The sequence below is a fragment of the Streptomyces sp. NPDC002884 genome, assembly GCF_040295245.1.
In the GTDB taxonomy this organism is placed as follows: domain Bacteria; phylum Actinomycetota; class Actinomycetes; order Streptomycetales; family Streptomycetaceae; genus Streptomyces.
This window is the reverse complement of record NZ_JBEOVB010000003.1, coordinates 1-12336: the sequence shown is the minus strand read 5'-3', so window position 1 is coordinate 12336 and position 12336 is coordinate 1. Positions and strand designations below refer to the sequence as shown.

Below are 12336 nucleotides of genomic sequence, written 5' to 3'. Positions count from 1 at the left end.
AAGCGCTTCTCCCTGTCGCTGGTCTGTGCCCCCTGTGTTGATCGCCGAAGGAGCGCAACTGTCTGTGAACCTACTTATAGGCAGATTCCTTCTCTAAAATGGGTAAATTGTGATGAAAGCCATGCATTGTCGAGCACTTCGGAGGAACGACCCGGACAGACGTCGGTCTCAAGATCAGACGAACCCTGATCGCTACTCCGTGACGAAGGGTGCGTATCCGACCGGGACCTCGCTCACCTGAAGGTCGGAGAAGAGCAAGGTGAGGTTGTGGGCGTTGGTCTCCATGAGTACCTCGTGGAAGTCGATCCCGAGGGCCTTCGACCAGCGGCGGGTCGCCTCCGACGCGGGGAGAAGCTTGGCTCCCGGGTACAGGCAGTGCCACTTCACTCCCCAGACGTATCCGTCGAGATCGACACCGGTTTCGTGGTCGATGAGCCGGTCATCCAAAGAGACCCGCCAGGTGTCCGCCGGCACTGACGTCTCACACCGGGCCTCGACGCAGTACCGGAAGAGATACCGCAGGTGGGACGGCGTGAGGCCGGTACGGGGATCCGCCGTCGCGTAGACGATGACCTCGTAGTCGCGCATGTAGTTGGTGTATCCGTGGTGCACGACAGCGTGATCGAAGGTCTCGGCCAGCATCTGTTCAAGTACGGCGGCATCCATACCGCCCTTCTACCTCACTCGGCGAGACCTTCGACAATGAGATTCACGGGCAGCACCGTTGCCTCAGAGATCGCCCGGACAAGTCCTAGGAGTATCGGCCTGTCGTGGGTTCGCTGCCCCCATGTGGCGTTGGCTTGCGGCTAGCGCTGAGCACCGCGTCGGCGGGGGGTGTCTTGAGAGGGCAGTCCTCCGGCTCCGGGAAGCCCCAGCTCAGCTCACGCAGGAACTTTTGGTTGTGGCGAGCGTGAGGCGCTCAGGAACCTCTCGAGGTTCGATCCGCTGCACCAGAAGAGGGTCTTCGCAGCGATGTGGGCGGGCAGGCCGCCGGTGACGGCATCCGTGATGAACATCCTGCGGAAGTCGGGCGGGGTGTAGCGCAGAGGCTTGCCAGCCCGGTCGGTGAGTCCGGACGGTTCCAGCGTGTCGTTGAGGAGCCGGTAGACGACTCGGGTGCTGGTCTCCCGGCGCCATCCGATCTTGCGTTGGAACAGGCGTCGCCCACTGCTTCCAGCAGGCATGCCACACCTCGTACCAGGCCTTACGCGAGCACCGGTGTGACCGGCTGAGAGCTGAGCAGCATCAGAAGGGGAAGCCGGCCAGCTTCACCGTGATGGGCCCGCTGCTGCGCGCGTTCAGTTTGGTTGCGGCGTCGTAGAAGTTTGCGCCGTTCACATGGGTGGCCAGTGGTGGGAACGCCGCCCGCCCTCCCGGAGGCGAAGGAACTCCCGGGCGCCGCGCAGGGAGGTGCGCAAAGACTGTTGGGTCGTCTGACTGTCGAGACGCACGTCAAGGGCTCCGGGAACGGTGCTCTCGGCTCGGAGGCCGGCGGGCAGTCGGGAGGCGTCGAGACCGTCGCGCCTTGCGATGAGGACGCCGAGTTCGTGGCGGCTCAGGGCATCGGCTCCTGCGGCATGGTGGATTCCCGCAGCGTCGCTCAGCGCCAGTTCCAGCAGTGCGGCGGCCAAGTCTGAGACGTGGACCGGGCACCGGATGTCGTCGGTGAACAGGGCTCCGTCGCCCCTGCCGGCGGCGAGTTGGTGGACCAGGCGCTCGTGCACGGAACGCCCGTGGCCGATGATCAGCGACGTGCGGACGACGGCGGCTTTCGGGTGCACCGCGAGGACCCCGGTCTCCGCGGCCGCCTTGGCTGCGCCGTACGGGGTGACGGGTCCGGGAGACAGGACTCGTCGTAGTGGACGCGGCCGGCGCCGGAGAACACCGCGTCGGTGGACATGTGGACCATGCGGGTTCCGCGCTTCGCCGCGACGATGGCGAGCTGGACCGGGCCTTCTGCCGTGACTGCCCAGTCCGCCCGGCCGCTCGATGCGTTGATGACCACGCGCGCGTTCACCTCGGCCATGATGGCGTCCAGGCTTCCCGCGTCCCGCAGATCGAGGGGGCGCCACGCGCTTGGGGAGGCGGTTCCCGCCTTGGTCGTGTACGTCGCGACGGTCGTGTGTCCCGCCGCACTCGCCTGCCGGACCAGCTCGGACCCCAGGAAGCCGGACCCACCGACGATCAGAATGGTCGTGCGCGTAACCGTAGTCCCGGGGGCGCCATGAGGACGGCGGCCACCCGGTGTTCGGGTGACCGCCGTCCTCGTTCGGCCGGGCCGGAAGCGGCTACGTCTGCGGCTGCCAGACGTAGCGGACATCGGGCTCGCCCTCGTCGTTGCGCTGACCGTCGGGTGGGAGCCGGGGCGGGTAGCCGGGCCCTGTTCGTAACGTGACGTCTTGGCGAAGACGTCACGCGCTACCTCAATGAGGACCTACTCGTACAGATGCGGCCGGCCCTACGCCCCCTCGTCGGCCGCTCTGTGCGCGCTGTGGGGGAGGGCGCGTTGCCCCCAACTGGCCCAGGGCGATGGAGGCGTGGTGTGCGGCGGAGGAAGCGGGGCTGGTGCGACCGATCGGTCGGCGGTGCAGTTTCACCATCCGTTGGTGCGCTCGGTGGTAGACGGGCGGCGTCGTCGGCGGGTGATCCGGGCCGGCGGGCCTCGATGCCGGACGAGTCGGTTGCGGGCGCGTTGACCGAGACCGGCCGGCGCGCCGAACGGCTGGCCGCGCTGTCTCCGCTGACGATCGGGGGACGGCGCGGCGCTGCTGTGCGTGAAGCGGAGCACCCCATCCCCACCTCGTCGCCCGCGGGGCAGGGCGTACGGCCTGCGACTTTCGGCCGCTCACAGGTGTCCGGGCAGAGGATGTGGCGTCAGAAGGTCATAGACCAGCGGTCCAGGTAGCCAGGGTCGACGGTGAAGATCCCCGGGGTGTTGTCGGTGACGCGCAGCTTCCACAGGCCGTCTGCGGGGAGTGCGGAGGCGTCGACCGCGAACGTGGCGTGCAGCTCGGTGCCGGTGTCCCAGACGAAGTCCTTGACAAGGATCACGGTGCCGTCCTCGGCGACGAGCTCGACGATCTGGCCGCCGATGAAGTCGTGGACCAGGTCAACGGTGATTTTGAGGTCCGAGGGCGCGTTGTCGGCGCGGCCTGTGACGCGCAGCGGTGACTCGATCGTCCGCCAGTTGGGGATGTCATAGCGGTCGGGGTTGACGAAGTGGTCGCCGCCGGAGGCCAGGACGGTCCACGTGTAGGACAGGTCGAGCCGCTCCGCTGCCGAGTTGGTGAGGGTGAGGGTGACCGTGAAGGTGCCGGCGCGGGTGGGCATGCCGGTGATGCGGCCGTCGGCCGCCCCGAGGGCCAGGCCGTCGGGCAGTCCGGTGGCCGCGTAGGTGAGCGCGCCGGGCCGGGTGGACGTGGCGGTGATCTGCCGGCTGACCGGCTGGCCGACGGCCGCGTCGCGGGTGGAGGGGGCGTCGGCAGCGATGTGGTTGACGTAGCGGGGACCGACGTTGACCGCCGCCCACGCGTTGGCGACCGTCTCGTAGGCATCGCTGGTGGCGCCGAACAGGTCGGCGGCCGCTTGCAGGGTGGCGGTGCGAGCGCCTGCGTAGTCGGTGGTGCTCGTCATGTAGCGGGTCAGCGCCCGGTACCAGACGTTGGTGGCGTTCGCCATGCCCAGGGCGGCGACCGGCTTGCCGTCGTAGGTGGGGCTGTCGTAGGTCACTGCGTTGACGGTCGTGCGGCCGCTGCCCTCGGCCAGCAGGTAAAAGAAGTGGTTGGCCGGCCCGGAGCTGAAGTGCGGGTCCAGCTTCTTCGTCCCGGCGGTCCAGTAGTCCTGTGATGTTCCCTTTGCGGAGGCGTCCTTGGAGGGCTGGTCCATGTAGCGCAGGGGCCTGCCGGTGCCGCGGACGTCTGCGAGCTCCCCGATGAGGAAGTCGGGTGTGTCCTGGGCGTTGTCCGCGAAGAACTCCACCGCGGTGCCCATGATGTCGCTGGTGGCCTCGTTGAGCCCGCCGGATTCGCCGGTATAGATCAGACCGGCGGTGGCGGAGGTGACGCCGTGGGTCATCTCGTGTGCGGCGATGTCCAGTTCGGTCAGCGGGTGCCGGCCGTCCAGGCCGTCGCCGTACGTCATGCAGAAGCACAGGTCGTCCCAGAACGCGTTGGCGTACATGGTGCCGTAGTGCACGTTGGTGATGGCCCCGACACCATCGTCGGCTATGCCGTTGCGGCCGAAGCGGTCATGGTAGAAGTCCCAGGTCCGCTGAGCTCCGTAGGCCGCGTCGACCGCCGCTGTCTGCGCCGTGGCCGCACTCCCGTCGCCCCACACGTCGTCGGTGTCCGTCACCAGTGTGCGCACGCCGCCGGTGACGTCGTAGGTGCGGTGGTTGCCGCGCTGGGGGTCGGCGAGCTGGAAGACATCCGCGCTGCGTACCGACGCCAGGGGGACTGTGCCGCTGTACTGACTGTGGCCCTCACCTGCGTGGATATCCTCGTAGGAGGTGAGGCGGGTGCCGGTCGCGGCATCGGTGATCACATGGACACGGCTCGGTGTGCGATCCTCGCGCACACCGGTGACAACGATGTCCCATGCGAGTCGGGAAGAGCTTTGCGCCGCCCAGACGACCTGCCGCGCCGAGGTCGACCGCTCCGAGGCGGGGGAGCCCTCAACGTCGGCTGCCGCGAGCGCGGCCTTCTTGGCTGCGGCCGAGGAGACCACGGCCTTGACCGCGGGCACCGAAAGCCTTTCCGGCGTGGTGCGCGTGACGCTCTGTTCGCCCGCGCGCTCGTGCACGATCAGGTCGGCGCCGATCACCGGGAGTCCGGCGTAGGTGCGGGAGTAGCGCGTGTGCACGGTGCCGTCGGCGTCCTTCGCGACGTCCTCGGCAACCAGCGCTTCTTCGGCGCCCATACGGAGGGCGCGGGCCGTGTCGTGAGCGGACTCGGTGGCGTGGTCGAGCAGTCGGTCACGCTGCGCGCGGGACAGGGGCACGCCGCGCGCCCCGGGTCTGGGCTCGGCGTCGATGCGCCGGGTGGCCGGTGTTCCAAAGCCGTCGTCCAGGGCCGAGGCGGGCTGGGCGGTCGGAGCGGTGATCGCGAGCACCGCTATAGCGGCGGCCAGTGCGGCCGCCGGTCGGCCGCGCCGTCGTGCGGTGCGCGCAAGAGCGGACGAACGACGCGCTCTCGTAGGTGAGTTGGACATGCGGGCAGCTCCTTTCGCTCGCTGTCTGCTGACAGCGGCGGGGACACAGGGGTGCGAGAAGGGGGGGAGACCGCGGGGTGTCGGCCTGCGGCGGGAGGTGAGGTGGAAGACAAGGTGGAAAACGGGCGCGGGTCGAGGCGGACGCTGCTCGAGCGCCGACAGATCGTTTCAGGGTGTCCGGGGACTGTCACCACTGCGGAGATCGATGTCCGAAAATCGGTCAACGGGTCGCCTCTGGACGGTGATCGGGAAGGGCGCTGTCACGTGTGGCTTTACAGAGCGGCAATACGGCGCTAACCAGCAAGGTTGGCCGTATCCGAGCGGCCGGGACCAGGTGCCGGTGGCCGGGCGCCGGGTGTCGGAAGCTGCGCCGTTCCCGCCGCCCCGCCGGCTGTCTCCGGGAAATCACTCACGATTGCATGCAAGGTCCTGTCCGGCGGATCGAATGCGAACCCCGCGCCGCCTTCCCGCCGGGTGCCTCAACTAGTCCATGTTTCGGGGCTGTTGCCAAACGGATGACAGTGCGTCCGACTCTTCCGAAGATCGTTGCCGGTGGCATAGATTCCCGTCGCCCTGTACACCCGTTCAAGTCGAGGGAATCCTTTGACGCAGCCCCCCTTCGGAAGACGGCGCCACCTGCTCGTGGTCGCGGCCGCCCTCCTGGTCACCGCGGCGACCCCGCACGTGGCCTCCTCCGCAGACACCCCGCCGGCCGACGCGACCGGCGCCGCCCGCTCTTCTGACAACGTTGCCGCCTCTGCCGTCACCCTGGTCACCGGCGACAAGGTCACCGTCACGCCCGGTGCCGGCGACGGCCCCGGCACGATCACCATCCAGGGACCCGACGGGGAGCCCACCGGCGCCCGCGTGCTGACCGTGGGCGGCGACACCTACGTCTATCCCGACTCCGCCCGCCCTTACCTGGCGTCCGGAGCCCTGACGACCGGCTCTTCAACGTCTCCCGCCTCGTGGCCGACGGCTACGACGACGCCGCGCTCGGCCACCTGCCGCTCATCCTCACGTACAGCGGCGAGGAGCAGTCCGCCGCCACCTTGCGCAAGCGCGCTGTCGCGATGCCCGGCGACGCCACGGCCATACATCCCCTCACCAGCGTCAACGGGGTGGCCCTCGCCGCGGACCGAGAAGACACCGGCACTCTGTGGAGCGCGCTCACCGGCGCCAGCGCCGGCTCCGCCACCGTGAACACACCGGACACCGACGCGGTCTTCCACGGCGGCGTCGCCAAGGTCTGGCTCGACGGCCGGGCAGAGGCCACCCTCAGCGACTCGGTCGCGCAGATCGGCGCGCCCGAGGTCTGGTCCGGCGGCAACACCGGCGACGGCGTCGACGTGGCCGTCCTCGACACCGGCTACGACCCGGGCCACCCCGACCTGAAGGACGCGGTCGAGGACAGCGACAGCTTCGTACCCGGCCAGGACGTCACCGACCGCAACGGCCACGGCACGCACGTCGCCTCCACCATCGCCGGCAGCGGAGCCGCCTCCGACGGCAAGGAGAAGGGCGTCGCACCCGGCGTCGACCTGCATGTCGGCAAGGTTCTCGCCAACGAGGGCTACGGCTACGACTCCTGGATCCTGGCCGGCATGGAGTGGGCCGCCCGCGACGTCCATGCCCGGGTCATCAGCATGAGCCTGGGCTCCAGTGAGAACGCCGATGGCGACACCGTGCTCGCCCGCGCCGTGAACGAGCTGAGCGCCGAGACCGGCGCTCTGTTCACCATCGCCGCGGGCAACGACGGGCCCGGGGCTCAGACGGTCCGCTCGCCCGGCACCGCCGACGCGGCCCTCACCGTCGGCGCGGTCAACTCCTCCGACGCCATCGCCGACTTCTCCAGCCGAGGCCCCCGCTACGGCGACGACGCCCTCAAGCCCGAGATCACCGCGCCCGGCGTCGGCATCCTGGCCGCCCGCTCCCAGTTCATCACCACCGGCAGCGGCTACTACACGAGCGCCAGCGGCACCTCCATGGCCACCCCGCACGTGGCCGGTGCGGCCGCGCTGGTCGCCGCCGCGCATCCCGACTGGACCGGCAGCCGCATCAAGGACGCCCTGATCAGCACCGCCGAGCCCACGCCCGGCATCAGCGCGGACGACGGCGGCAACGGCCGGGTGGACGCCGCCGCGGCGGCCACGGCCACGCTCACCGCCACCGGCAAGATCGACGCCGGCATCCACTCGCCCGGCACCGCCAAGGGCACCGTCCGCTCCACCGCGACCTGGACCAACACCGCGGACCAGGCCGTCATCGTGGACCTCGCCGTCGACGCACCGGGCGTTGAGGACGGCGTCTTCACCGTGTCCCCCGCCCGCGTGCAGGTCCCCGCGCACGGCACCGCGACCGCCACGGTCACCACCGACCTCGACCGGGCGGGCGACCTCCAGCGCCGGACCGGACAGCTGACGGCATCCGCGGGCGGCGCCGAGGTCACCCGCACCCTGCTCGGCGTCAGCACCCGTCAGCAGCTGTTCCACGTCCGCACCGAGGTCACCGGCCGCTCCGGGGAGGCCACGGACGGCGTTCTCACCTTCTACCGCAAGGGTGACGAGTACGCGGGCACCTATCTTTACGGCGAAGGCCGGTCCGACGAACTGCTGCCGCCGGGCCTCTACACCGTCTACGCCGACTTCCGGGTGCAGGGCACGCACGGCACCGCCTCGGCCGGATACGCCCGCATGATCATCCCCGAGGTGAAGGTGACCGGTACCACCGACCTCGTGCTGGACGGCACCGACCTGAAAGAGATCAAGGAGTTCACACCGCGGAAGACCGAGAACTTCACCCGGCGCCTGGACTACTACCGCGAGTTCGAAGACGGCTCCTCGGTCGCCGACAGCTCGCTGATCGGCGACGGCTACGACAGCATCTGGACGGCGCCCACGGCCGCGCCCCGCGACGGCGATCAGTACCTCACCGCCCGCTGGCGCAACCAGGAACCGCTGCTGACGGTGACCGCCGGCCGGCAGGAGTTCGACGACCTGTGGATCATGCCGGGATCAGCGAAGCTGCCCGAGGACGCCTACGACCTCGACGTGATCCACCCCGGCGACGGTCTCGCCGAGGACTACGAAGGCGTCGATGCCGCCGGCAAGGCCGCGGTGGTGCGCTGGGACTCCGACGACGAGGACACGGCGGACGACCAGATCCGGGCCGCGCAGAACGCGGGAGTGAAACTGCTGCTGTTCGTCAACGACCTCGACGGTCGACTGCGCGAGGCCATCATCAGGTCCTCCATCGAAGTGGTGGGCCTGTCCCGCACGACGGGCGAAAAGCTCCTGGCGAGCGTGGACGCGAGCGCGTCGGGCAGCGTGCCCGTGCGGGCCGTCTCCCGCCCCGACACGGACTACCTCTACGACCTGGTCCACACCTGGAAGAACCGCATACCCGCCAACCCCGTCTACGCGCCCACGACCGGGCAACTGGCCCGGGTGGAGACGTCCTTCCACAACCCCACCGGCCGTGAGGTGTACGAGAACCGCTACGACGTCCACCCCTGGACCACGTACCAGGTCGGCACCAACCGGCTGAGCACGGCCGGCGCACACCGCACCGACTGGGTCAGCGCCGACCGCACCTTCTCGTGGAGAGAGGAGGGCGAACTCCAGGGCCTGTCCTACAGCGCGTCCGGACCCGTCACCTACCGGGCGGGCAGCGCCACGGACGTGGACTGGTTCGGACCCGTGGTGCGCCCCCGCATCAACGCCGGCGTCCAGCCGCCCGTGCGCACCGGCGACCAACTGGACGTCGTCATCCCGTCCTGGAGCGACTCCGGCGGCGACCACGTCAACTACGCCCCCTTCGGCAGTACCGACACCACCCAGGAGACCTCGCTGTACCGGGGTGACACGCTGGTCGCCGAGGGCGGCGCGGGGGTGAGCGCGAGCGTCCCGGCGAAGAAGGCAACCTACCGTCTGGTGCACCGGGCGACCCGTACCGCCACGGCCGCCTTCCCCTATTCGACGTCCACGCGCACCGAGTGGACGTTCACCTCCTCGGCGCCCGAGGACGCCGAGGACAGCGAGCAACTCCCCCTCGTCCAGGTGGACTACACCCTGCCGACGTCCGACGACGGCAAGGCAGCCACCGACGCCGTCCTGCTCGTCACTCCGCTCCACCTGGAAGGCGCATCCCATGCCGCCCTGCACGCCAGCCGCGTGGAACTGTCCTACGACGACGGTGTCACGTGGACGACGGCACGCCTCAGCGGCCAAGGCAACGGCAAGGTGAGCCTGCGGCTGCACGCACCTGCCTCGGCGCAGTACCTCACACTGCGCGTCCAGGCCGGTGACAGCCGCGGCAACACCGTGACGCAGACCGTCGTACGCGCCATGGGAATCGCCGGATGACCTCGGCCTGAACGAAGCCGCACGGCCGTCCTGCACGACGGCCGTGCGGCCGGGCGGAGCCGATCTGACCGATGACGCAAAAGGCAGCGCGGCCGGCTCCAGTGGTCCGTCGTACGTGTTCACCCGCCGGCACGCTTCCTGTGTCCTTCGTGGCGCGCCGGGCATGTCTTGCCCTGCGGGCTCAGGCCAACATGCCCCTCACGGCAATCGTGCCGCCGGGATCAGCCGTGAAAGAGCGGTACACCACCTTCACCCCGCTCACGTCCGCTGCCGCCAGACTGAAGGCTAGATTTCCGTTTCTACGATGAGGACGGCGGCGGTGACCGGGCCCGGGGTGCCAGTGGCGGCAGCGTCGGCTAGAGCGGCCCGGACAGCGCGGGCGACTTCCAGTGGATGGTGTCCGGGGGCGACTGCGAGCTGGACCTCGATGTGACGGACGGGTGGATCGTCATGGTCCCGCACCTTGACCGGGCGGCTTCCCAGCACGGCGGTGAGGCGGGCGACGCCCGCAGTGCCCATCGCGACGTCCGACAGCTCACCGACAGGCCCTCGCGTGGATCCTGTTCCCGTCCCCGGTGGCGAGCTTCGCGCGGCTGCGGCCTGCGGCGCGAGCTTCACGGCCTGCGTTGTGTTTCGCGACCTTACGACCGCCTTCGAGCGCTCATGGAGATCCGTGACGCGCAGGTCAGCTGTCACCGCGGCCAGGCCGAGCGCTTCAGCGGCTGCGTAGAGCAGCGCGCTCCTCAACTGGTCGGCAATGTGAGGCAGCGGCTGGCCGAGGGATGCCGTGAAGGCGGCTTCGATCCTGAGCGGGCCAGGTGGTAGCGCGCTGGCCGGCGGACGGACGGCCGGCTCGGACACTGGCTCCATTGGTATCGGCCCGATACGCAGAGACTCCAGCCAGACACCGGGAACCTCAGCGGCCGCGCGCCCGAGGGCGCGGCAGGCGGCTTGTTCGGTGATCCATGTCCCGTCGTCGGGGCCGCCGAGCGGGAGCAGCCGGCCCGGGCCGTGCTGGTGCCGTAGTGCCTGCGTCCACGCCTCGGTCTTCACCAGCCTCTTACCCTCTTGCTCCCATGGCTGCAGTTCTCTTCCTGCCGCCGCACTGCGCCCGGAGTGTCCCGGAGGGCTCCCGGCAGGGGTGTTCGGGCCGCTCGTCGGACCATTCCGCCTCATGCCCTATATCAGGGAAAAACATACTAAAGCGAATATAATATCAACGGTGAGTGCCATGTGGGCGTCTTGAGGGAGGAATGTCCCGATGACTGAGAACACCGGCGTAAAAGTCAGTGGTGCGCCCGGTTCTCGCGGCCGGACGACCATCGCCGATGTGGTGGTGGAGAAGATCGCCGGTATAGCGGCACGGGACGTGCTCGGCGTCCATGCTCTGGGCAGCGGACTCGCCCGCTCGATGGGATCCATGCGGGAGCGGATGCCTGGCGCCGGCAGTGGCAAATCTGCCACGCGCGGGGTCAGCGTCGAGGTCGGAGAGCAGCAGGCGGCCATCGACCTGGAGATCGTCGCCGACTACGGCGTCTCCATCACGGACGTGGCCGGTGAAGTGCGGGAGAACGTGATCTCCGCAGTCGAACGGATGGCGGGCCGGGAAGTCGTGGAAGTCAACATCACCGTCAGCGACGTGAAGCTGCCCGACGACCAGGAGGACGAAGGGGAAGAGCGGCAGCGAATCCAGTAGCAGGGGCGGAGCAGCCCACGTGAGTTGAAGGAGCGCCTGATGAGCAGGGCCGTAGTGGGCCTGATGGCCGGAATGGCGCTGGGATTCGCCGCGTACTTCGGTGACTTCTGGGCTTTCCTGCTGGTGCTGGGGCTGGGTGTCGTCGGCCTGATGGTCGGACGGTTCACGGAAGGTGATCTCGAACTGGGCGATTTCGTCCGCCGCCGGGACCGCCAGGAGCGGATCCGCGACGACCGGCGACGGACTCGGGGGGACTGGCGGCAGTGACCGGTGAAACAGATCGGCACCCGGCCGCTTCCCGCAGGGAGCGCGGTGCGATCACCGTCGCCGACCGGGTCGTTGCGAAGATCGCCTCCCGTGTGGCGCGCGAAGCGCTGAGCGGGTTCACCGAGTCGGCCGGCCGCGTACCGCCGGGCCGCCGGACGCCACGGGTGAACACGTCCGTGCGGCGGGCACCGGGGCGGAACACCGCAGGACGAGACGCCGAGTCCGCCGCGCTGCGGCGGACGGCGCTCGGTGAGGCGCGGCTGCGCATCGTCGTCGGGCTCGGCTATCCGTCCGACATCGGGGCGCAGTGCGCCGCTGTGCGCCGGGAGGTCACCGAACGGCTCAGGACATGGGCCGGCATGGACGTGTCCGACCTCCAGGTGTCGGTCGAGAGGCTGCACTCGGCGCATGGACGGCACACGGACCAGGCGAGGGTGAGATGAGCGCGCACACCTGGCGGCAGTCGACCGGCGACAGCGGCCTTCCCTCCGACGCCGGCGAGGCGGCTCCGTCCGCCGATGACACCCCGGGCACGGGCGCGACGGCGCTGACCGACGCATCAGGCGGGCCGCCGCGCCGCTTCTGGTCGGCGCGGCGGATTCCCGCGGCCCTGGTGGCCCTGCTGGCCGCCGCGGCCGTCGGACTGCTCCTGTACGACGTGGTCTCGGTGCGGGCAGGCCGGCCCGCCATGAGCTGGCGGCGTCGGCTCGCCGAGGAACTGGCCACGCGGCCACTGGACGACATCTGGGTGATCGTCGGGGCTGTGGTGGCGATGGCCCTCGGCTTGTGGCTCTTCCTGCT

At 69.6% G+C, this 12336-nt stretch carries 8 protein-coding genes and 2 pseudogenes; 5 read left to right on the top strand and 5 right to left on the bottom strand.

Features of this window, described 5'->3' with window-relative positions:
• Positions 1-192 precede the first annotated feature (192 nt).
• From ABT070_RS07440 to ABT070_RS07425, 4 genes and pseudogenes are all read right to left on the bottom strand, one after another.
• Positions 193-666 (bottom strand): YxiG-like protein, encoded by a 474-nt coding sequence (locus tag ABT070_RS07440; protein ID WP_351756070.1) that lies wholly within the window; start codon positions 664-666, stop codon positions 193-195.
• A gap of 215 nt (positions 667-881) precedes the next feature.
• The gene (locus ABT070_RS07435) at positions 882-1184 is read right to left on the bottom strand and encodes a hypothetical protein (RefSeq protein WP_351756067.1); all 303 of its coding nucleotides are present in this window, start codon (positions 1182-1184) and stop codon (positions 882-884) included.
• Between the two features lie 150 nt (positions 1185-1334).
• A pseudogene (locus ABT070_RS07430) lies at positions 1335-2185 on the bottom strand (SDR family oxidoreductase).
• Between the two features lie 689 nt (positions 2186-2874).
• Positions 2875-5208: a M4 family metallopeptidase gene (locus ABT070_RS07425; RefSeq protein WP_351756064.1), complete on the bottom strand. Its 2334-nt coding sequence runs from the start codon at positions 5206-5208 to the stop codon at positions 2875-2877.
• A 968-nt stretch (positions 5209-6176) separates the two neighbouring features.
• Between ABT070_RS07425 and ABT070_RS07420 the strand changes: the two genes are divergently transcribed.
• Positions 6177-9572, top strand: coding sequence for a S8 family serine peptidase (locus tag ABT070_RS07420; RefSeq protein WP_351756062.1), 3396 nt, complete (start codon positions 6177-6179; stop codon positions 9570-9572).
• A gap of 285 nt (positions 9573-9857) precedes the next feature.
• Here the strand turns inward: ABT070_RS07420 and ABT070_RS07415 are convergent, their stop codons facing one another.
• Positions 9858-10625, bottom strand: a complete 768-nt coding sequence (locus tag ABT070_RS07415) for a hypothetical protein (RefSeq protein WP_351756060.1) — start codon at positions 10623-10625, stop codon at positions 9858-9860.
• Positions 10626-10833: 208 nt separating this feature from the next.
• On the opposite strand from ABT070_RS07415, the gene ABT070_RS07410 reads away from it, so the two are divergent.
• From ABT070_RS07410 to ABT070_RS07395, 4 genes and pseudogenes are all read left to right on the top strand, one after another.
• Positions 10834-11268, top strand: coding sequence for an Asp23/Gls24 family envelope stress response protein (locus ABT070_RS07410; RefSeq protein ID WP_351756058.1), 435 nt, complete (start codon positions 10834-10836; stop codon positions 11266-11268).
• 39 nt (positions 11269-11307) lie between these two features.
• The gene (locus tag ABT070_RS07405; RefSeq protein WP_351756055.1) at positions 11308-11535 is read left to right on the top strand and encodes a hypothetical protein; all 228 of its coding nucleotides are present in this window, start codon (positions 11308-11310) and stop codon (positions 11533-11535) included.
• Positions 11532-11978 (top strand): Asp23/Gls24 family envelope stress response protein, encoded by a 447-nt coding sequence (locus tag ABT070_RS07400; protein ID WP_351756053.1) that lies wholly within the window; start codon positions 11532-11534, stop codon positions 11976-11978. Before ABT070_RS07405 ends, ABT070_RS07400 begins: the two co-directional genes overlap by 4 nt.
• Positions 11975-12336: pseudogene (locus tag ABT070_RS07395) on the top strand (DUF6286 domain-containing protein); the annotation flags it as partial. The gene ABT070_RS07400 and the pseudogene ABT070_RS07395, both read left to right, overlap by 4 nt.